This window comes from Pseudomonas sp. 10(2024) (genome assembly GCF_045164175.1).
GTDB lineage: Bacteria > Pseudomonadota > Gammaproteobacteria > Pseudomonadales > Pseudomonadaceae > Aquipseudomonas > Aquipseudomonas alloputida.
In genome coordinates this window covers 4,399,857-4,421,394 of record NZ_CP174006.1, presented here as the reverse complement: position 1 = coordinate 4,421,394, position 21,538 = coordinate 4,399,857, and the positions used below count along the sequence as shown (strand labels likewise).

17 protein-coding genes are annotated in these 21,538 nt (G+C 63.1%); 13 read left to right on the top strand and 4 right to left on the bottom strand.

Features of this window, described 5'->3' with window-relative positions; translation table 11 throughout:
• The first annotated feature begins 81 nt into the window (after positions 1-81).
• Both pap and ACI7M0_RS19970 read left to right on the top strand, forming a co-directional pair.
• Complete coding sequence (gene pap, locus ACI7M0_RS19975) at positions 82-1,575, top strand: polyphosphate:AMP phosphotransferase (protein ID WP_010952792.1); 1,494 nt, start codon at positions 82-84, stop codon at positions 1,573-1,575.
• A 220-nt stretch (positions 1,576-1,795) separates the two neighbouring features.
• On the top strand, positions 1,796-2,749 hold the full coding sequence (locus ACI7M0_RS19970) for a DMT family transporter (RefSeq protein ID WP_129932298.1): 954 nt from the start codon (positions 1,796-1,798) through the stop codon (positions 2,747-2,749).
• 114 nt (positions 2,750-2,863) lie between these two features.
• Here ACI7M0_RS19970 and ACI7M0_RS19965 read toward each other — a convergent pair whose 3' ends face one another.
• Complete coding sequence (locus tag ACI7M0_RS19965) at positions 2,864-4,258, bottom strand: class II fumarate hydratase (RefSeq protein ID WP_010952795.1); 1,395 nt, start codon at positions 4,256-4,258, stop codon at positions 2,864-2,866.
• 154 nt (positions 4,259-4,412) lie between these two features.
• Between ACI7M0_RS19965 and ACI7M0_RS19960 the strand changes: the two genes are divergently transcribed.
• From ACI7M0_RS19960 to ACI7M0_RS19930, 7 genes are all read left to right on the top strand, one after another.
• Entirely contained in the window at positions 4,413-4,937 is a 525-nt protein-coding gene (locus tag ACI7M0_RS19960) for a DUF2059 domain-containing protein (RefSeq protein ID WP_010952796.1), read from the top strand.
• Between the two features lie 10 nt (positions 4,938-4,947).
• The gene (locus tag ACI7M0_RS19955) at positions 4,948-5,244 is read left to right on the top strand and encodes a BolA family transcriptional regulator (RefSeq protein ID WP_129932297.1); all 297 of its coding nucleotides are present in this window, start codon (positions 4,948-4,950) and stop codon (positions 5,242-5,244) included.
• Between the two features lie 227 nt (positions 5,245-5,471).
• The gene (locus ACI7M0_RS19950; protein ID WP_121162045.1) at positions 5,472-6,404 is read left to right on the top strand and encodes a rhodanese-related sulfurtransferase; all 933 of its coding nucleotides are present in this window, start codon (positions 5,472-5,474) and stop codon (positions 6,402-6,404) included.
• 3 nt (positions 6,405-6,407) lie between these two features.
• On the top strand, positions 6,408-7,040 hold the full coding sequence (locus tag ACI7M0_RS19945) for a DsbA family protein (RefSeq protein ID WP_049587258.1): 633 nt from the start codon (positions 6,408-6,410) through the stop codon (positions 7,038-7,040).
• Entirely contained in the window at positions 7,033-8,865 is a 1,833-nt protein-coding gene (locus ACI7M0_RS19940; RefSeq protein ID WP_010952800.1) for an ABC transporter ATP-binding protein, read from the top strand. The genes ACI7M0_RS19945 and ACI7M0_RS19940 overlap by 8 nt, the downstream gene beginning before the upstream one ends.
• A gap of 286 nt (positions 8,866-9,151) precedes the next feature.
• Positions 9,152-11,608 (top strand): EAL domain-containing protein, encoded by a 2,457-nt coding sequence (locus tag ACI7M0_RS19935; protein ID WP_129932296.1) that lies wholly within the window; start codon positions 9,152-9,154, stop codon positions 11,606-11,608.
• 30 nt (positions 11,609-11,638) lie between these two features.
• Positions 11,639-12,424, top strand: coding sequence for a TenA family transcriptional regulator (locus ACI7M0_RS19930; RefSeq protein ID WP_010952802.1), 786 nt, complete (start codon positions 11,639-11,641; stop codon positions 12,422-12,424).
• Positions 12,425-12,542: 118 nt separating this feature from the next.
• On the opposite strand, the gene ACI7M0_RS19925 is transcribed toward ACI7M0_RS19930, so the two are convergent.
• The 3 genes from ACI7M0_RS19925 to ubiG all read right to left on the bottom strand — a co-directional run bounded on the left by ACI7M0_RS19925 (position 12,543) and on the right by ubiG (position 14,813).
• Positions 12,543-13,283, bottom strand: a complete 741-nt coding sequence (locus tag ACI7M0_RS19925; RefSeq protein ID WP_003252656.1) for a YciK family oxidoreductase — start codon at positions 13,281-13,283, stop codon at positions 12,543-12,545.
• 157 nt (positions 13,284-13,440) lie between these two features.
• On the bottom strand, positions 13,441-14,112 hold the full coding sequence (mupP, locus tag ACI7M0_RS19920; RefSeq protein ID WP_010952803.1) for an N-acetylmuramic acid 6-phosphate phosphatase MupP: 672 nt from the start codon (positions 14,110-14,112) through the stop codon (positions 13,441-13,443).
• Between the two features lie 2 nt (positions 14,113-14,114).
• Positions 14,115-14,813 (bottom strand): bifunctional 2-polyprenyl-6-hydroxyphenol methylase/3-demethylubiquinol 3-O-methyltransferase UbiG, encoded by a 699-nt coding sequence (gene ubiG / locus ACI7M0_RS19915; RefSeq protein WP_003252662.1) that lies wholly within the window; start codon positions 14,811-14,813, stop codon positions 14,115-14,117.
• Between the two features lie 110 nt (positions 14,814-14,923).
• Here ubiG and mtnA point away from each other — a divergent pair, with 110 nt between their 5' ends.
• The 4 genes from mtnA (at position 14,924) to pheA (ending at position 21,532) form a co-directional block, all read left to right on the top strand.
• Positions 14,924-16,000 (top strand): S-methyl-5-thioribose-1-phosphate isomerase, encoded by a 1,077-nt coding sequence (gene mtnA, locus ACI7M0_RS19910; protein WP_020192573.1) that lies wholly within the window; start codon positions 14,924-14,926, stop codon positions 15,998-16,000.
• Between the two features lie 365 nt (positions 16,001-16,365).
• Positions 16,366-19,137 carry a DNA gyrase subunit A gene (gene gyrA / locus ACI7M0_RS19905; RefSeq protein ID WP_104962366.1) on the top strand — a complete coding sequence of 924 codons (2,772 nt, stop codon included), beginning with the start codon at positions 16,366-16,368 and terminating at the stop codon, positions 19,135-19,137.
• A 213-nt stretch (positions 19,138-19,350) separates the two neighbouring features.
• Positions 19,351-20,436, top strand: coding sequence for a 3-phosphoserine/phosphohydroxythreonine transaminase (gene serC / locus ACI7M0_RS19900; protein ID WP_010952806.1), 1,086 nt, complete (start codon positions 19,351-19,353; stop codon positions 20,434-20,436).
• Position 20,437: 1 nt separating this feature from the next.
• Positions 20,438-21,532, top strand: a complete 1,095-nt coding sequence (pheA, locus tag ACI7M0_RS19895; protein ID WP_003252669.1) for a prephenate dehydratase — start codon at positions 20,438-20,440, stop codon at positions 21,530-21,532.
• The last annotated feature ends 6 nt before the right edge of the window (positions 21,533-21,538 follow it).

Genomic DNA, 21,538 nt, shown 5'->3' with positions numbered 1-21,538 from the left:
GAGCGCGTTCACTGGTGAAGAGGTCAATACAGGCCGAAATGAAATCCGCTAGTCTTGCTTATCCATTGAAGGAGCCAGTGCATGTTCGAATCTGCCGAAATCGGCCACAGCATCGACAAGGAGGCTTACGACGCCGAGGTACCCGCTTTACGCGAGGCCCTGCTCGAAGCCCAGTACGAACTCAAGCAGCAGGCGCGTTTTCCGGTGATCGTGCTGATCAACGGCATTGAAGGCGCCGGCAAGGGTGAGACGGTAAAACTGCTCAACGAGTGGATGGACCCGCGCATGATCGATGTGCTCACCTTCGACCAGCAGACCGACGAAGAGCTGGCCCGCCCACCCGCCTGGCGCTATTGGCGGGCCTTGCCACCCAAGGGGCGGATGGGTGTGTTCTTTGGTAACTGGTACAGCCAGATGCTGCAGGGGCGGGTGCACGGGGTGTTCAAGGATGCCGTGCTCGATCAGGCCATTACCGGTGCCGAACGCCTGGAGGAGATGCTGTGCGATGAAGGTGCGCTGATCATCAAGTTCTGGTTCCACCTGTCCAAGAAGCAGATGAAGGCACGGCTGAAATCGCTCAAGGACGATCCGCTGCACAGCTGGAAGATCAGCCCGCTGGATTGGCAGCAGTCGCAAACCTATGACCGCTTTGTGCGCTTTGGCGAGCGCGTGCTGCGCCGCACCAGCCGCGACTATGCGCCATGGCACATCATCGAAGGGGTAGACCCGAATTACCGTAGCCTGGCGGTGGGGCGCATTCTGCTGGAAAGCCTGCAAGCCGCGCTGGCCCACAATCCCAAGGGCAAGCACCAGGGCAACGTGGCTCCATTGGGCCGCAGCATCGACGACCGCAGCCTGCTTGGCGCCCTGGACATGACCTTGCGCCTGGACAAGGCCGACTATCAGGAACAGTTGATCACCGAACAGGCGCGTCTGGCCGGCCTGCTGCGTGACAAGCGCATGCGCCGGCACGCCCTGGTGGCGGTGTTCGAAGGCAACGACGCCGCCGGCAAGGGGGGCGCCATCCGCCGCGTGGCGGCGGCGCTGGACCCGCGTCAGTACCGTATCGTGCCGATTGCCGCGCCGACCGAAGAAGAGCGCGCCCAGCCGTACCTGTGGCGGTTCTGGCGGCACATCCCGGCACGGGGCAAGTTCACCATCTTCGACCGTTCCTGGTATGGCCGGGTGCTGGTGGAGCGGGTGGAAGGCTTCTGCAGCCCCGCTGACTGGATGCGTGCCTATAGCGAGATCAACGACTTTGAAGAGCAGTTGGTGGATGCCGGCGTGGTGGTGGTCAAGTTCTGGCTGGCGATCGACCAGCAGACCCAACTGGAGCGCTTCGAAGAGCGTGAGCAAATTCCGTTTAAACGCTACAAGATCACCGAGGATGACTGGCGCAACCGCGACAAGTGGGACGAATACTCCCAGGCGGTGGGCGACATGGTCGACCGCACCAGCAGCGAGATTGCCCCTTGGACGCTGGTGGAGGCCAATGACAAGCGCTGGGCGCGGGTGAAAGTGGTGCGCACCATCAACCAGGCGCTTGAGGCGGCGTTTGCCAAGCACAAGAAATAGCCGAAGGTGATGTTGCCTGTGCTGGCCTTTTCGCGGGTAAACCCGCTCCTACGGGGGATCGCGCGCTGAGCTGCGAAAGGGTCAGCACAGGCAACATCTCCCCCCAGCCATGCCCCAAAAGAATGACCTGATGAATTCTTTTCTCGGCACTCTCCACCGTCTCCGTCCTCCAACCCCGTAGAATTCAACAACCCCCACCACGGGCTTGATCGAGGATTTTATGCACACCACTTCTGGCCGCTGGGGCTATGGGCTGTTCCTGGCACTTCTGACAGCGCTGCTCTGGGGCATCCTGCCGATCAAGCTCAAGCAGGTACTGCAAGTGGTCGATCCGATCACTGTCACCTGGTACCGCCTGCTGGTCTCCGGCGGCCTGCTGTTCGCCTGGCTGGCGGCTCAGCGGCGTTTGCCGTCCATACGCAAGCTTGCGCCCAGGGGCAGGGGCCTGGTGCTGGTTGCGGTGCTCGGCCTGATGGGCAACTACGTGCTCTACCTGATCGGTCTCAAACTGCTTAGCCCGGGCACTGCACAACTGGTGGTACAGATCGGCCCGGTGCTGTTGCTGGTTGCCAGCGTGTTCGTGTTCCGCGAGCGCTTCAGTGTGGGGCAGGGCATGGGCCTGTTGGTGCTGCTGGCAGGCTTTGGCCTGTTCTTCAACCAGCGCCTGGAAGAGCTGCTGACTTCGCTGGGTACCTACACCACCGGCGTGTTGACCATCTTGCTGGCGACCAGCATCTGGGTGTTCTACGCCCTGAGCCAGAAGCAGTTGCTGACCGTGTGGCACTCGCAGCAGGTGATGATGGTGATCTACCTCAGCTGCGCTGCGTTGCTGACACCTTGGGTGCACCCGCTGGAGGCCTTGCAACTGACCCCGGTGCAAGGCTGGCTGCTGCTGGCCTGTTGCCTGAACACCCTGGTGGCTTACGGCGCGTTCGCCGAAGCGCTGGCGCACTGGGAGGCGTCGCGGGTAAGTGCCACGCTGGCGCTGACCCCGCTGGTTACCTTTGTTGCGGTAGCGCTGGCAGCATGGGTGTGGCCTGAGTATGTGCATGCCGAGGACATCAATGCCCTGGGCTATGTGGGGGCGGTCACGGTGGTGTTCGGTTCGGCGCTGGTGGCGCTGGGGCCCTCGCTGGTGGCGGGTTGGCGGGCCCGCAGGGCGCGGTTGGCCTAGGTCTGTCGATTGCCTGTACGGCCCTTTCGCGGGTGAACCCGCTCCTACGATGGATCGCCTCTCGGCGTAGGAGCGGGTTCACCCGCGAAAGGGCCGGTACAGGCTACAGGGCAGTCAGCCCTTGCCGCCCGGCGCCAGCATGTTCTCCGGCCGCACCCACTGGTCGAACTGCTCATTGGTCAGGTACTTCAACGCCAAGGCCGCCTCGCGCAAGGTCGTGCCCTCGCTGTAAGCCTTCTTGGCAATTTCTGCCGCCTTGTCATAGCCAATATGCGGGTTCAGCGCCGTCACCAGCATCAACCCGCGCTCCAGGTGCGCGGCCATCTGCTCGGCATCCGGCTCGATACCCGCCACGCAATGCTGCTGGAAGTTGCGGCAACCATCGGCCAGCAACTCGATGGATTGCAGCAGGTTATGGATGATCACCGGCTTGAACACGTTCAACTGCAAATGCCCCTGGCTGGCGGCAAAGCCGATGGCCGCGTCGTTGCCCAGTACCTGGCAGGCCAGCATCGACAGCGCCTCGCACTGGGTGGGGTTGACCTTGCCCGGCATGATCGAGCTGCCCGGCTCGTTGGCTGGCAGGCGCACCTCGGCAAGCCCGGCGCGAGGGCCGGACCCCAGCAGGCGCAGGTCGTTGGCGATTTTCATCAGGGCCACGGCCAGGGTCTTCAGGGCTCCCGCCAGGCTGGTCAGCGGTTCGTGGCCGGCGAGGGCGGCGAACTTGTTGGGTGCAGTGATGAACGGCAGGCCGGACAGCGCCGCCAGCTCGGCCGCGATGGCCTCGGCAAAACCCTGCGGAGCGTTCAGCCCGGTACCCACGGCAGTGCCGCCCTGGGCCAGTTCGCACACCGCCGGCAGGGTGGCGCGGATGGCGCGCTGGGCGTAATCGAGCTGGGCGACGAAGGCCGACACTTCCTGGCCGAAGGTAATCGGCGTGGCGTCCATCATGTGCGTGCGGCCGGTTTTTACCAGCTTGTGGTGACGCATCGACAGCTCGGCCAGCCCCGAAGACAGTTCGGTGACGGCAGGCAGCAGCTTTTCATGCACCGCCTGAGCTGCCGCAATGTGCATGGCGGTGGGGAAGCAGTCGTTGGAGCTCTGCGAGCGGTTGACGTGGTCATTGGGGTGTACTGGCGCCTTGCCGCCACGGCCTTTGCCGGCCAGTTCGTTGGCGCGTCCGGCGATCACCTCGTTGACGTTCATGTTGCTCTGGGTACCACTGCCCGTCTGCCAGACGACGAGCGGGAACTGATCGTCGTGCTGGCCATCCAGCACTTCATCGGCGGCCTGTTCGATCAACCGGGCGATGTCGGCCGGCAGGTCGCCATTGCGGTCGTTGACGCGCGCCGCGGCCTTCTTGATCAGTGCCAGGGCGTGCAATACCGCGAGGGGCATGCGTTCCTTGCCAATGGCGAAGTTGATCAGCGAACGCTGGGTCTGCGCACCCCAGTAGGCGTCCTCCGGAACTTCGACCGGGCCCAGGCTGTCTGTCTCGATACGGCTCATTCTGTACTCACTCCTGTGTAGTTCGAAATCGCAGTTTAGGCCCTGATTCGACCGAGCGGTTCCGTCGCTCGTCGTGCCACTTGAGCACATCGCCACCACGGCGCAGAATGCTCTACTCTGAGGTGCCCGCCTCCCCCTCTTTGAAGGAAATGCAATGACCCGTCTCCGTGTCCTTTGTGCCGCCGTTGCCCTGGTTTGCGCCAGCGGCCAGGTACTCGCTGCCACCGCCAGCCACAACGCTGCTGCCGAGAAATTCCTGACCCTGGCCAACGCCGACAAGCTGGGCACCCCGGTGTACATGCAAGTGCAGCAGATGTTCGCCCAGCGTTTCGCCCAGACCAAGGCCCCGGCCGCCAAGCAGCCCGTGCTGGAAAGCTACCAGGCCAAGGCCAATGCCGCGCTGGACAACGCCATCGGCTGGAACAAGCTGAAGCCGAAGATGGTCGACCTGTACACCCGGACCTTCACCGAGCAGGAGCTGAAGGACCTGGTCAAGTTCTACGAATCGCCGCTGGGCAAGAAAGTGCTGCGTGAAATGCCTAAGGTCACTCAGCAGTCGGCACAGTTGACCCAGCAGAGCCTGGAGCCAGCAGTACCGGTGGTGAACAAGCTGCTGGAAGACATGACCAAAGAGCTGGACCCGAACGCAGGCAAGGCCGCCGCCCCAGCGAAGAAGTGAGTACGCCGCAATGATCATGCAACAACGTATCGAACAGCAACTGGCCGCGCTGGCGCCGCAACACCTGGAAGTGCTCAACGAAAGTCACATGCACAGTCGTGGTCAGGAGACCCACTACAAGGCGGTGATCGTCAGCGAGCAGTTCGCCGGGTTGAACAGCGTCAAGCGCCACCAGAAGGTGTACGCCACCATGGGTGAACTGATGGGCGAGATCCATGCCCTGGCCATCCACACCTACACCGCCGAAGAGTGGGCCAAGGTCGGCGTTGCTCCGGCCTCGCCGGTGTGTGCCGGCGGCGGGCACTGAAACCTTTCTGTTGTTCTGGTAGAATCCTGCAAGATCCGGGGGCCGCTTTGCGGCCCTTTCGCGACACAAGGCCGCTCCCACAGGAACCGCACTAGCCATCGGGTTACGCGGTCCCTGTGGGAGCGGCCTTGTGTCGCGAAAGGGGCACAAAGCGCCCCCATGCTTTTTCTGTACCTGTCAAACCCGGTCCGCCCCTTACGAGGGCAACCACCTGGAGATTCCGTTACATGTCTCAAGCCATCGTCGTCGCGGCGCTGTACAAGTTCGTCACCCTGGAAGACTACGTCGAGCTGCGCGAGCCGCTGCTCAAGACCATGCTCGACAACAACGTCAAAGGCACCCTGCTGCTGGCCCAGGAGGGCATCAACGGCACCGTGTCGGGCACCCGGGAAGGCATTGATGGCCTGCTGGCCTGGTTGCGCAGCGACCCGCGTCTGGTCGATATCGACCACAAAGAATCGTACTGCGACGAACAGCCGTTCTACCGCACCAAGGTCAAGCTCAAGAAAGAGATCGTCACCCTCGGCGTGCCGGGCGTAGACCCCAACCAGGCCGTTGGCACCTATGTCGAGCCCAAGGACTGGAACGCCCTGATCAGCGACCCGGAAGTGCTGTTGATCGACACCCGCAACGACTACGAAGTGGCCATCGGTACCTTCAAGGGCGCCATCGACCCGAAGACCGAAACCTTCCGTGAGTTCCCGGAGTACATCAAGGCCAACTTCGACCCGAGCAAGCACAAGAAGGTCGCCATGTTCTGCACCGGCGGCATCCGTTGCGAAAAAGCCTCCAGCTACATGCTCGGTGAAGGCTTCGAGTCGGTCTATCATCTTAAGGGCGGCATCCTGAAATACTTCGAGGAAGTGCCTCAGGAAGAAAGCCTGTGGGACGGCGACTGCTTCGTCTTCGACAACCGGGTCACGGTGCGCCATGACCTGAGCGAAGGCGAGTACGACCAGTGCCACGCCTGCCGCCATCCGATCAATGCAGAGGAGCGCGCGTCCGAGCACTATTCGCCAGGTGTCAGCTGCCCGCATTGCTGGGACAGCCTGAGCGAGAAGACCCGGCGCAGTGCCATCGACCGGCAGAAGCAGATCGAGCTGGCCAAGGCCCGCAACCTGCCGCACCCGATCGGTTACAACTACAAAGCCGAGGCTTGAAGCATGTCTGCACGCCTGATCTATGTGATGGACCCGATGTGCTCCTGGTGCTGGGGTTTTGCGCCAGTGGCTGCGGCCCTGATCGCCCAGGCGCGTGAGGCAGGCGTGCCTGCCCGCTTGGTAACGGGCGGGCTGCGTACCGGCGGCAGCGCCCTGGACAGCTCCACTCGCAAGTACATCCTGGAACACTGGCAGGCGGTGGCTGATGCTACCGGCCAGCCTTTCCGCTTCGAGGGGGCCATGCCGGACGGCTTCGTCTACGACACCGAGCCGGCCTGCCGCGCGCTGGTCACGGCCCGCGAGCTGGATGCCGAGCGCGTCTGGCCGCTGCTGGCGTTGATCCAGCGTTCGTTCTACGAACAGGGCATCGATGTGACCACCGCGCCGCAGCTGGTCGAGCTGGCCTCGCAGTGTGGCTTCGACCGTGCCGCGTTCGCCGAAGCCTTCGCCCGTGCCGATACCCGCGCAGCCACCGCGGCCGACTTCGCCTGGGCCCAGGACCTGGGTATTGCCGGGTTCCCGACCCTGCTGGCCGAGCGCAATGGCCAACTGGCCTTGCTGACCAACGGCTACCAGCCGCTGGAGCGCCTGCAACCCTTGCTCGGCCGCTGGCTGCAGCAGGCCGCCTGTGCTTGATGTACCAGGGTCACCCGACCCGGTACCGGGCAAGCCATACACTGCGGGCGATCGACTGAGCTGGGCGGAAATCCGCCGCCTGGCCCTGCATCACAAGAAAAACCTCTGGTCAGCCAACCTCATTGCGTTACTGGCGGCGTGTTGCAGTGTGCCCATTCCGCTGCTGCTGCCGCTGTTGGTGGACGAAGTACTGCTCGGCCATGGCGATGCCGCGCTGAAGTGGATGAACCATCTGCTGCCGTCCAGCTGGCAGGTGGCAGCCGGCTACATCGGCCTGATGCTGGCGCTCACCCTGTGCCTGCGCCTGGCTGCGCTGGCGTTCAACGTGATCCAGTCCAAGCTGTTCGCCGGGCTGGCCAAGGACATCGTCTACCGCCTGCGCATCCGCCTGATCGAGCGCCTCAAGCGTATTTCGCTGAAAGAGTACGAAAGCCTGGGCAGCGGCACGGTGACCACCCACCTGGTCACCGACCTGGACACCCTCGACAAGTTCGTTGGCGAAACCCTCAGCCGCTTCCTGGTGGCCATGCTGACACTGACCGGCACGGCGGCCATCCTGATCTGGATGCACTGGCAGCTGGCCTTGCTGATCTTGCTGTTCAATCCGCTGGTGATCTACTTCACCGTGCAGTTGGGCAAGCGCGTCAAGCACCTGAAAAAGCTCGAAAACGACAGCACCGCGCGCTTTACCCAGGCGCTGGCGGAAACCCTCGATGCCATCCAGGAAATCCGCGCCGGCAACCGCCAGGGCTACTTCCTTGGCCGCCTGGGCCTGCGTGCCCGCGAGGTGCGCGATTACGCCGTGGACTCGCAATGGAAAAGCGATGCCAGTGGCCGTGCCAGTGGCCTGCTGTTCCAGTTCGGCATCGACATCTTCCGCGCGGCGGCGATGCTGACCGTGCTGTTTTCCGACCTGTCGATCGGCCAGATGCTGGCGGTGTTCAGCTACCTGTGGTTCATGATCGGTCCGGTGGAGCAACTGCTTAATCTGCAATATGCGTACTACGCCGCAGGCGGTGCGCTGAGCCGCCTCAACGAGCTGCTGGCGCGTGCCGACGAGCCGCAATACCCGGCCGCCAGCGACCCGTTCGCCGGGCGCGAAACGGTGGGCATTGAAGTGCGCGACCTGCGCTTTGCCTATGCCGACGAGCCGGTGCTCGAGCACCTCGACCTGTCCATCGCTGCGGGTGAGAAGGTGGCGATTGTCGGTGCCAGCGGCGGCGGCAAGAGCACGCTGGTGCAGCTACTGCTGGGCCTTTACAGTGCCCAGGCCGGGACCATCCGCTTTGGCGGGGCCAGCCTCCAGGAAATCGGCCTGGAAACCCTGCGCGAGAACGTCGCGGTGGTGTTGCAGCACCCGTCGCTGTTCAACGACAGCGTGCGTGCCAACCTGACCATGGGCCGCGACTGCAGCGATGATGCGTGCTGGCAGGCGCTGCGCATCGCCCAGCTGGATGCCACCATCGCCGCCTTGCCGCAGGGCCTGGACAGTGTGGTAGGGCGTTCAGGCGTGCGCTTGTCCGGTGGCCAGCGCCAGCGCCTGGCCATTGCCCGCATGGTACTGGCTGAGCCCAAGGTGGTGATCCTCGACGAGGCCACCTCAGCCCTGGATGCCGCCACCGAGTACAACCTGCATCAGGCCTTGGCGTGCTTTCTCAGCGGCCGCACCACGCTGATCATCGCCCACCGCTTGTCGGCGGTGAAACAGGCCGACCGGGTGCTGGTGTTCGATGGCGGGCACGTGGCCGAAGACGGCGACCATCAGCAGCTGATTGCCGAGGGTGGGTTATACGCCAAGCTGTATGGGCATCTGCAGCAGAGCTGATTATCTGGCTGCCTTCACCGGGCTTTTGGGAGCAACAGTCTTGCTCAATTTCTAAAAGCTGGTGCGACCCTGTGGGAGCGGGCTTGCCCGCGAACACGGGCGAAGCCCGTGCCATCCACCGCGGTGTCTTCTTCGCGGGTAAACCCGCTCCTACAATGGCCAGCGCGTACGCTGTAAAAATCCCCGATTCCTTGTCATAAAAATCCCCGCCACAGCGATGGCAAATGGCCTACGCTGTGCTTGTCTGGGTCGATTTACGCCTTATCTGCTCTGTGACAGGGACTCCATGAAGGGACATCGCACACTCGAAGCGCCAAAGTTGCTCGGCATCACATGGCCTTTCATCGCCGTCGTGGTCCTTCAGGTGGCGTTGGGCAGCCTCAGCCTTTATACGCTCTCGGCCGTACGTGCCTATGTCGCGGGCGAAAGCCTGTGGTCCAAGGCGCAGAAAGATGCCATCTACTACCTCAGTCTGTACGGCGAGACGCAGGACGACAGCACCTACCAGCGCTATCGCCAGGCCATTACCGTGCCCCAGGGTGACCATCGTCTGCGCGAGGTGCTCGACCACCCCAGCCCTGATCTGGACGCCGCGCGACAGGCGGTTCTGCAAGGTGGCAACCACCCTGACGATGTCGATCGGATCATCTGGTTCTACCGCAACTTTCGCCATGTCAGCTATATGCAGACAGCCATCGATTACTGGGACATCGGTGACGACTATCTGGCCAAGCTGGATGTACTGGCCGGTGAAATGCGCCAGCGTTTTGCCAATGGCCCGGCGGATCCAGACACTGTCAGCGATTGGAAGGCCCGCATTGTCGCCATCAACGAAGGCGTGACCCCGGCGGCTAAGGCCTTCAGTGATGCCTTGGGTGAAGGCTCGCGCATGTTGCTGCGGGTGCTGCTGATCACCAACCTGCTGACCGCAATGTTCCTGATCGCCATTGCCTGGCGCCGCTCCAGCAAGCTGTTGGCCCAGCGCCAGGCCTTTGCCAGCGCCCTGCAGGAAGAAAAAGAGCGTGCGCAGATTACCCTGCAGGCCATCGGGGATGCGGTGATCACCACCGATGTCGAGGGCAATATCGGCTACATGAACCCGGCCGCCGAGCAGTTGACCCACTGGCAATCCGGCCAGGCCCAGGGCCTGCCGCTGTCGGCACTGTTTAGCCTGGTGGATGAACACGCCGAGGAGGACGGTCGCAGCTTGGTCGAGCAGGTGCTCAGCGGCAGCCTCAAGGGCGGCTCCGAGCATGCTCGGCTGATCCAGCGCCTGGACGGCAGTACCGTGTCGATCAACCTGGTAGGCTCGCCGATCCTCAATGATGGCCAGGTCAGTGGCATCGTACTGGTGCTGCACGACATGACCCAGGAACGCCAGTACATCGCCAACCTGTCCTGGCAGGCAACCCACGACGCCCTGACCGGGCTGGCCAACCGCCGCGAGTTTGAATACCGCCTGGAGCAGGCGCTCAACGACCTGGCGCGTCAGGCCGGGCGGCATTCGCTGATGTTCCTCGACCTCGACCAGTTCAAGCTGGTCAACGACACCTGTGGCCACGCTGCCGGCGATGAGTTGCTGCGGCACATCTGCGCGGTGCTGCAATCCGGCCTGCGTGAGGGCGATACGCTGGCGCGGCTGGGCGGCGATGAATTTGGCGTGCTGCTGGAAAACTGCCCGCCCGACCAGGCCGAGCGCATTGGCGAACAATTGCGCCAGATGGTGCAGAGCCTGCACTTCGTATGGAAAGGGCGGCCGTTCGTGACCACGGTCAGTATTGGTCTGGTGCATATGGCCCAGGCCCCCGGTACCTTGGAGGCCTCGCTGCGCGCCGCCGACATGGCCTGCTACATGGCCAAGGAAAAGGGCCGAAACCGTGTGCAGGTGTACCACGCCGACGACAGCGAGCTGTCCATGCGTTTTGGCGAAATGGCCTGGATCCAGCGCTTACATGTGGCCCTGGAAGAAAACCGCTTTTGCCTCTACGCCCAGGAAATCGCCCCGCTCAAAACCTTCGAGGGCCCGGGCCATATCGAAATTCTGTTGCGCCTGCACGATGAAAGCGGCCGCACCATCCTGCCCAGCAGCTTCATCCCGGCGGCCGAGCGCTACGGCCTGATGACCGCGCTGGACCGCTGGGTGGTGCGCAATGTGTTCATGGTCATACGCCAGTGCCTGGAAGAAGGGCGTGAAGGGCCGTTGTCGACCTGTGCCATCAACCTGTCGGGGTCCAGCATTGGCGACGACAAGTTCCTTGAATACCTCCAGCGGTTGTTCGTCGAATACGCCATTCCGCCGCGAATGATCTGCTTTGAAATTACCGAAACCAGCGCCATTGCCAACCTGGGCAGCGCCATTCGCTTCATCAACGAGCTGAAAGGGCTGGGTTGCCGTTTCTCGCTCGATGATTTTTGCGCCGGCATGTCCTCGTTCGCTTATCTCAAGCATTTGCCCGTGGACTACCTGAAGATTGACGGCAGTTTCGTCAAGGACATGCTCGACGACCCGGTCAACCGGGCCATGGTCGAGGTCATCAACCATATCGGCCATGTGATGGGTAAGCGCACAATTGCCGAGTTCGTCGAAACACCCTTGATCGAGCAGGCCTTGCAGGAAATAGGCGTGGATTACGCCCAGGGCTACCTGATCGAACGCCCCCAGGTGTTCACCTGTGACAGTCTGCAGCGCCAACGGATCGCCGCCCGGCCTCTGTTGCAGCGAGCACCTGGCACATTTCGCTAGTTGGAAATCACAAGGATCAAGGAGCTGAAAGTGATTGACGCATTCGTTCGTATCGGGCCTTTGATGGACCCCGCCAGTTACCCCCAATGGGCCCAGCAACTGATTGAAGACTGCCGCGAGAGCAAGCGCCGGGTGGTTGAGCATGAGTTTTATGCACGACTACGCGATGGCCAGCTGAAGCAATCGACCATCCGTCAGTACCTGATCGGGGGCTGGCCGGTGGTGGAGCAGTTTTCGTTGTACATGGCGCATAACCTGACCAAGACCCGCTATGGCCGGCATCAGGGCGAGGACATGGCGCGGCGCTGGCTGATGCGCAACATCCGCGTCGAGCTCAACCATGCCGACTACTGGGTGAACTGGTGCCAGGCGCACGGTGTGCACCTGCACGAGTTGCAGGCGCAAGAAGTGCCGCCCGAGCTGAACGGCCTGAACGACTGGTGCTGGCGAGTGTGCGCTACCGAGAACCTGGCTATTTCCATGGCAGCGACCAACTACGCCATCGAAGGCGCGACCGGTGAATGGTCAGCGGTGGTGTGCTCGACCGACACCTATGCGCAGGGGTTCCCTGAAGAAGGGCGCAAGCGGGCGATGAAGTGGCTGAAGATGCATGCCCAGTATGACGATGCGCACCCGTGGGAGGCGCTGGAAATCATCTGTACCCTGGCCGGTGAGAACCCCACCCTGGGGTTGCGGACCGAGCTGCGCAGGGCCATTTGCAAGAGCTACGACTGCATGTTCCTGTTCCTGGAGCGCTGCATGCAGCTGGAAGGGCGCCAGCAAGGCCGTATGCGGCCGGCGTTGGCTGCGGGCTGATCGCTTTCCTGTACCGGCCTCTTCGCGGGCTTGCCCGCTCCCACGGGATCACCGCAACCCTCAAGGACTGCGCCCTACCTGTGGGAGCGGGCAAGCCCGCGAAGAGGCCGATGCAGGTTTATTGGGCGTTGAACGCCTGCCCGTTCACCCCTGTGCTGTCCGGCCCCATCAGGTACAGGTACACCGGCATGATCTCTTCGGGCAGCGGGTTGTTCTGCGGGTTCTCGCCGGGGTAGGCCTGGGCCCGCATCGCCGTGCGCGTGGCGCCTGGGTTGATACTATTGGCGCGCACCGGCGCCACGCCTTCCAGTTCATCGGCCAGGGTCTGCATCAGGCCTTCGGTGGCGAACTTCGACACGCCATAAGCGCCCCAGTAAGCCCGGCCCTTGCGCCCCACGCTGCTGCTGGTGAACACCACCGAAGCGTCCTCCGACAGCTTCAGCAGCGGCAGCAGGGTGCTGGTGAGCATGAAGGTGGCATTGACGTTGATGTGCATCACGCGCATGAAGTTGTCGCCCGACAGCTGTTCCAGCGGCGTGCGCGGGCCGATGATCGACGCATTGTTGAGCAGGCCATCGAGGCGGCCGAACTGGCCTTCGATCATGGCCGCCAGCTCGTCGTACTGGTGTGGCAGGGCGGTTTCCAGGTTGAACGGGATGACCACCGGCTGCGGGTGGCCGGCGGCTTCGATCTGGTCGTAGACCTCGTTCAGGTTGGCCTCGGTCTTGCCCAGCAGCAGCACGGTGGCACCCAGTGCGGCATAGGCCTTGGCAGCCGCGGCACCAATGCCACGGCCGGCACCGGTAACCAGGATGACCCGGCCTTGCAGCAGGTCGGGGCGGGCGGTGTAGTCGAACATGGTTCTGTCCTTCGAGTTCGTGTGGGCGGCCTGGGCCTATTGTAGGAGCGGGTTCACCCGCGAATGCGCCAGCCCGGACAACACTGGCGCCTGATCGGACGCATTCGCGGGTAAACCCGCTCCTACAAAAGGGCGGTGCCCGGTCATCGGTCTGGGTTCAGCACCCGCACAGCGCGCTGTCGATCACTTTGCGCAGTTCCAGCGGGTGGTCCACCACCACGTCGGCACCCCAGTTGTTGGGGTTGTCCTCTGGATGAATATAGCCGTAGCGCACTGCTGCCGTGCGGGTACCCGCGTCGCGGCCGGACTCGATGTCGCGCAGGTCGTCGCCAACGAACAGCACACTGGCCGGGTCCAGGTTCAGCGTCTTGCAGGCCAGGATCAGCGGCTCGGGGTCGGGTTTGCTGTTTTTCACGTGGTCCGGGCAGATCAGCAACGCCGAACGCTCGGCCAGGCCCAGTTGCTGCATGATCGGTTCGGCGAAGCGCACCGGCTTGTTGGTGACTACGCCCCACAGCAGGTTGCCTTTCTCGATGTCGGCCAGCAGCTCGGCCATGCCCTCGAACAGCTTGCTGTGCACCGCGCAGTCGCGCTGGTAACGCTCGAGGAACTCCAGGCGCAGGGCCTCGAAGCCGTCTGCCTCCGGGTCCATGGCGAACGCAGTGGCAACCATGGCCCGGGCGCCACCCGAGATCACGCCACGGATCAGGTTGTCGTCAACGGCCGGCAGCCCGCGTTCGGCGAGCATGGCCTGGCAAATGGCGATGAAGTCCGGCGCCGTGTCCAGCAAGGTGCCGTCCATGTCGAAGAGTACTGCTCGCAAACGCATGCTTATTCCTCGCGCAGGGTCTGGATCATGTAGTTGACGTCGACGTCGCTGTTGAGCTTGTAGTGCTTGGTCAGCGGGTTGTAGGTGAGGCCGATGATGTCCTTCACCTGCAGGCCGGCATCGCGGCTCCAGGCGCCCAGCTCGGACGGGCGGATGAACTTCTTGAAGTCATGGGTGCCGCGCGGCAGCATCTTCAGGATGTACTCGGCGCCGACGATGGCCAGCAGGTAGGCCTTGGGGTTGCGGTTGATGGTGGAGAAGAACACTTGGCCGCCCGGCTTGACCATGCGGTAGCAGGCGCGAATCACCGAAGACGGGTCGGGCACGTGCTCGAGCATTTCCAGGCAGGTGACCACGTCGAACTGTTCAGGCATTTCCTCGGCCAGGGCTTCGGCGGTGATCTGCCGGTATTCCACCTGCACGCCGGACTCCAGCTGGTGCAGCTGAGCCACCGCCAGTGGCGCCTCGCCCATGTCGATACCGGTGACCGTGGCGCCGCGCAGGGCCATGGCTTCGCTGAGGATGCCGCCACCGCAACCCACGTCCAGCACTTTCTTGCCGGCCAGGCTGACGCGCTCGTCGATCCAGTTGACGCGCAGCGGGTTGATTTCGTGCAGCGGCTTGAACTCGCTTTCGCGGTCCCACCAGCGGTGGGCCAGCGCTTCGAACTTGGCGATTTCGGCGCGGTCGACGTTGCTCATTGAACAGTCCTCTGAAACTTCGCAAAATTGCGCCGGAGTATACCCGAGCGCTTGGCCGCGAGGGTCGCTATAATCGCCGGTTTTTGATATCCGAATGACGGGGAGAGGCGATGCGCGAGCGACTTTTGGCGGCGGAGAAGGTGACCGCGATCCGCTGGCAGGGCGGCGCCTTGCACCTGCTCGACCAGCGCCTGCTGCCGTCGGAGGAGCGTTGGCTGGCCTGCGACAATGTTGCGCAGGTGGCCGCAGCCATCCGTGACATGGCGGTGCGCGGCGCCTCGGCGATCGGTATTGCCGCAGCTTACGGCCTGGTACTGGCCCTTGAAGAGCGGCTGGCCGAAGGCGGCGATTGGGAAATGGACCTTGAAGACGACTTTCTCACCCTCGCCGAGGCGCGCCCTACTGCCGCCAACTTGTTCTGGGCGCTGAACCGCATGCGCGAGCGCCTGCAGCGCCTGCGGCCGGAAGAAGACGTTCTGGCAGCGCTGGAGGCCGAAGCGGTGGCCATTCACGACAGCGACCGTGAGGCCAACCTGACCATGGCCCAGCAGGGTATCGAGCTGATCCGTCGCCATCAGGGCAATGCCCAGGCCCTGCTCACCTTCGGCAACGCCGGCGCCCTTGCCAGTGGTGGCTTTGGCACCGCACTGGGGGTGATCCGTGCCGGCTACCTGGAAGGCATGGTCGAGCGGGTTTATGCCGGTGAGACTCGCCCTTGGCTGCAGGGCTCGCGCCTGACCGGCTGGGAGCTGGCCAACGAGGGCATCCCGGTGACCCTTTGTGCCGACTCGGCGCTGGCCCACCTCATGAAGACCAAGGGCATCACCTGGGTGGTGGTGGGGGCGGACTGCATCGCTGCCAATGGCGACATGGCCGGCAAGATCGGCACCTATCAGCTGGCCGTCAGTGCCATGCACCATGGCGTGCGCTTCATGGTCGTGGCGCCGAGCACCAGCATCGACCTGAACCTGGCCACGGGTGAGGATATCCCGCTGGAGGAGCGTGACGCCGACGAGTGGCTGGACTTCGGCGGTACCCGGGTGTCGCCGGGTGTCGAGGTGTTCAACCCGGTGTTCGATGTGACGCCGGCCGACCTGATCGATGTGATCGTGACCGAGCGCGGCATCGTCGAGCGCCCGGATGCTGCCAAGCTGGCTCAGCTGGTTTGCCGCAAGCGCCTGCACTGATTTTGTATCGCCTCACCGGCCTTTTCGCGGGCTTGCCCGCTCCCACAGGGATATCGCATGGCCTTGGGGCTGTGGTGAACCTGTGGGAGCGGGCGAGCCCGCGAAGAGGCCGGTGCAGGCAATACAGAAACCAGGTTTCAAACGCGGCTGAGACCAACTGCCACCTCTCCCCACCGCCCCCGCGTTTGTGATAACATCCGGCAGTTTCCAAGACCGCCCATCACGGCGGCCTTCATTGCGCAGATCCATGGCACAACTCATTGATTTGTCGTAAGTCGTCGCACCCTTATGCGCTGCGGCGGCGAGCTTCGTTCGGCCCTTGATGGAGCTGCGAAGTTTCACCAGAAAAAGGAATCAGGCTTCTCATGGGCGAACTGGCCAAAGAAATCCTCCCGGTCAATATCGAAGACGAACTGAGACAGTCTTACCTCGACTACGCGATGAGCGTGATTGTCGGGCGAGCGCTGCCCGATGCGCGTGACGGCTTGAAGCCCGTGCATCGCCGCGTTCTCTATGCGATGAGCGAACTGGGCAACGACTGGAACAAGCCGTACAAGAAATCCGCCCGTGTGGTCGGTGACGTGATCGGTAAGTACCACCCGCACGGCGACACTGCGGTCTACGACACCATCGTGCGTATGGCCCAGCCGTTCTCGTTGCGCTACCTGCTGGTCGACGGCCAGGGCAACTTCGGTTCGGTGGACGGCGACAACGCTGCTGCCATGCGATACACCGAAGTGCGCATGACCAAACTGGCCCACGAACTGCTGGCGGACCTGCACAAGGAAACCGTCGACTGGGTGCCCAACTACGACGGCACCGAGCAGATCCCGGCGGTCATGCCGACGCGTATTCCCAACCTGCTGGTCAACGGTTCCAGCGGTATTGCCGTGGGCATGGCGACCAACATTCCGCCGCACAACCTCGGCGAGGTCATCGATGGCTGCCTGGCGCTCATCGACAACCCGGAAGTCACCATCGATGAGCTGATGCAGTTCATCCCTGGCCCGGACTTCCCGACTGCCGGCATCATCAACGGTCGTCAGGGCATCATCGAGGCCTATCGCACCGGCCGTGGCCGCATCTACATGCGCGCCCGCTCCGAGATCGAGGACATCGACAAGGTTGGCGGCCGCCAGCAGATCGTGATCACCGAGCTGCCGTACCAGCTGAACAAGGCGCGCCTGATCGAAAAGATCGCCGAGCTGGTCAAAGAGAAGAAGATCGAAGGCATCACCGAGCTGCGCGACGAGTCCGACAAGGACGGCATGCGCATCGTCATCGAGCTGCGTCGCGGCGAGGTGCCGGAGGTGGTGCTGAACAACCTCTACCAGCAAACCCAGCTGCAGAGCGTATTCGGCATCAACGTGGTGGCCCTGGTCGACGGCCGTCCGCGCCTGCTCAACCTCAAGGATCTGCTCGAAGCGTTCGTCCGCCACCGCCGTGAAGTGGTGACCCGCCGTACCGTATTCGAGCTGCGCAAGGCCCGTGAACGTGGCCATATCCTTGAGGGCCAGGCGGTTGCGCTGTCCAACATCGACCCGGTCATTGCCCTGATCAAGGCCTCGCCGACGCCGTCCGAAGCCAAGGAAGCCCTGGTTTCCACGCCGTGGGAATCCAGTGCTGTGCAGGTCATGGTCGAGCGCGCCGGCGCCGATTCCTGCCGCCCTGAGGACCTGCCGGAGCAGTATGGCCTGCATGACGGCAAGTACTTCCTGTCGCCGGAACAGGCCCAGGCCATTCTCGACCTGCGCCTGCACCGCCTGACCGGCCTGGAGCACGAGAAGCTGCTGGCCGAGTACCAGGAAATCCTCGAGCAGATTGGCGAGTTGATCCGCATCCTCAGCAGCGCCGAGCGCCTGATGGAAGTGATTCGCGAGGAGCTGGAGGCCATCCGTGCCGAGTACGGCGATGTGCGCCGCACCGAAATCCTCAATGCCAGCCACGACCTCAACTACGGCGACATGATCCCGGAAGAAGAGCGCGTGGTCACCATCTCCCATGGTGGTTATGCCAAGACCCAGCCATTGTCCGCCTACCAGGCCCAGCGCCGCGGCGGCAAAGGCAAGTCGGCGACCGGCGTGAAGGACGAGGACTACATCGAGCACCTGCTGGTCGCCAACAGCCATGCCACCCTGTTGCTGTTCTCCAGTAAGGGCAAGGTGTACTGGAAGAAGACCTACGAAATCCCCGAAGCGTCCCGCGCTGCCCGCGGTCGTCCGCTGGTCAACCTGCTGCCGCTGGAGGAGGGTGAGCGCATCACCGCCATGCTGCAGATCGACCTCGAAGCGCTGCAGCAGAACGCCGACCTCGACGAAGAACTGGACGAGGCTGAAGACACCGTGCTCGAGGGTGAGCTGGTAGAGGCCGAGGAAGTCGACGAAGAAGACGGCGACACCCCGGAGTGGGTTGCAGAGCCGACCGGTGCGTACATCTTCATGGCGACCGCTTCCGGTACCGTCAAGAAGACCCCGCTGGTGCAGTTCGCCCGTCCGCGCTCCAACGGCCTGATCGCCCTGAAGCTGAAGGAAGGGGACACCCTGATTGCCGCGGCCATCACCGATGGCGCCAAGGAAGTCATGATGTTCTCCGACGCTGGCAAGGTCATCCGCTTTGCCGAGAGCGTCGTGCGTGAAATGGGCCGCAACGCCCGTGGTGTGCGCGGCATGAAGCTGGGCAAAGGCCAACGGATCATTTCGATGCTGATCCCGGAGTCCGGCTCGCAGATCCTCACCGCCTCCGAGCGTGGCTTTGGCAAGCGCACCCCGCTGTCCAAGTTCCCGCGTCGCGGCCGCGGTGGCCAGGGTGTGATCGCCATGGGTACCAAAGGGCGCAACGGCCTGCTGATCGGGGCTATCCAGGTGCAGGAAGGCGAGGAGATCATGCTGATTTCCGACCAGGGCACGCTGGTTCGCACCCGGGTTGGCGAGGTGTCCAGCCTCAGCCGCAACACCCAGGGCGTTACGCTGATCAAGCTGGCGGCCGATGAGACACTGGTGGGCCTGGAGCGTATCCAGGAGCCGTCCGAGGACGAACTCGATGAAGTGATCGAGACGGACGAGGAGGGTGTCGAGGCTGTAGCGCCAGACAATGAAAATGAAGAAGCTGCAGGTGCCGACGAGGCCCCGCAAGAGTAAGCAAGCGTAAACCCGAGCGGGGCGACCAAGGTCGCCCCGTTTGACTGATAACAGCTGGCAAAGCCCGGCCTTGTGGGAGCGGGCATGCCCGCGAAGCAGACACTGCGGTAGATGGCACCGGCTTTGCCGGTGTTCGCGGGCTCGCCCGCTCCCACAGGGTCGCTGCTAACCCATGTGATAGTTTTTGTTCTATTTGGCAGAGCGAGAGTGGATGTGAGCAAACGAGCCTTTAACTTCTGCGCAGGCCCTGCCGCGCTTCCTGACGCTGTCCTGCAGCGCGCACAGGCCGAGATGCTGGACTGGCGTGGCAAGGGGTTGTCGGTGATGGAAATGAGCCATCGCAGCGACGATTACGTGGCCATCGCCGAAAAGGCCGAGCAGGACCTGCGTGACCTGCTGTCCGTCCCCTCCAACTACAAGGTGCTGTTCCTGCAAGGGGGCGCCAGCCAGCAGTTCGCTGAAATCCCGCTGAACCTGCTGCCGGAAAACGGCACGGCCGACTACATCGAAACCGGCATCTGGTCGAAAAAGGCCATCGAGGAAGCGCGCCGTTTCGGCAACGTCAACGTCGCCGCCACTGCCAAGCCTTACGACTACCTGGCCATCCCCGGCCAGAACGAGTGGAACCTGACCAAAAACGCAGCCTACGTGCACTATGCGTCCAACGAGACCATCGGTGGCCTGCAGTTTGACTGGGTGCCGCAAACCGGTGACGTGCCGCTGGTGGTCGATATGTCGTCCGACATCCTCTCGCGCCCGATCGATGTGTCGCAGTTCGGCCTGATCTACGCCGGCGCGCAGAAGAATATCGGCCCAAGCGGCCTGGTGGTGGTGATCGTGCGCGAAGACCTGTTGGGCCATGCCCGCAGCAGCTGCCCGACCATGCTCGACTACAAGGTTTCGGCTGACAACGGCTCGATGTACAACACCCCGGCCACCTACTCCTGGTACCTCTCGGGCCTGGTCTTCGAGTGGCTGAAAGAGCAGGGTGGTGTCGAGGCCATGGAGCAGCGCAACCGTGCCAAGAAAGACCGCCTTTACGGCTTCATCGACCGCAGCGAGTTCTACACCAACCCGATTAGCGTCAACGCCCGTTCGTGGATGAACGTGCCGTTCCGCCTGGCTGACGAGCGCCTGGACAAGGCCTTCCTCGCTGGCGCCGACGCGCGTGGCCTGCTTAACCTCAAGGGCCACCGTTCGGTTGGCGGCATGCGCGCCTCCATCTACAACGCCCTGGGCCTGGAAGCGGTAGAAGCGCTGGTAGGCTACATGGCTGAATTCGAGAAGGAGCATGGCTGACATGTCCGAACAGGAGCTCAAGGCGCTGCGCGTGCGCATCGACAGCCTCGACGAGAAAATCCTCGAGCTGATCAGTGACCGCGCCCGCTGCGCCGAAGAAGTGGCCCGGGTCAAGACGGCCTCGCTGAAAGAGGGCGAGAAGCCGGTGTTCTACCGTCCTGAGCGTGAAGCTGCGGTGCTCAAGCGCGTGATGGAACGCAACAAGGGCCCGCTGGGCAACGAAGAGATGGCGCGGCTGTTCCGCGAAATCATGTCGTCGTGCCTGGCCCTGGAAGAGCCGCTGAAAATCGCCTACCTCGGCCCTGAAGGCACCTTCACCCAGGCGGCGGCCATGAAGCACTTTGGCCACGCGGTGATCAGTCGGCCGATGGCGGCCATCGACGAAGTGTTCCGTGAAGTGGCGGCCGGTGCCGTCAACTTCGGTGTGGTGCCGGTGGAAAACTCCACTGAAGGTGCGGTCAGCCACACCCTGGACAGCTTCCTCGAGCATGACATGGTGATTTGCGGTGAGGTCGAGCTGCGTATCCACCACCACCTGCTGGTGGGCGAGAACACCAAGACCGACAGCATCACCCGCATCTACTCCCACGCCCAGTCGCTGGCCCAGTGCCGAAAGTGGCTGGACGCTCACTACCCGAACGTGGAGCGCGTGGCCGTATCGAGCAATGCCGAAGCGGCCAAGCGGGTTAAGGGCGAGTGGAACTCGGCGGCGATCGCCGGCGATATGGCGGCCAACCTGTACGGCTTGACCCGTCTGGCCGAGAAGATCGAAGACCGCCCGGACAACTCCACGCGCTTCCTGATGATCGGTAACCAGGAAGTACCGCCCACCGGCGACGACAAGACCTCGATCATCGTTTCGATGAGCAACAAGCCAGGTGCGTTGCATGAGTTGCTGGTGCCGTTCTATCAGAACGGCATCGACTTGACCCGCATCGAGACCCGCCCGTCGCGCAGCGGCAAGTGGACCTACGTGTTCTTCATCGACTTCGTCGGCCACCACCGCGACCCGCTGATCAAGGCGGTGCTCGAGCAGATCAGCCAGGAGGCTGTGGCGCTGAAGGTGCTGGGCTCTTATCCGAAGGCGGTGCTTTGATTCAGG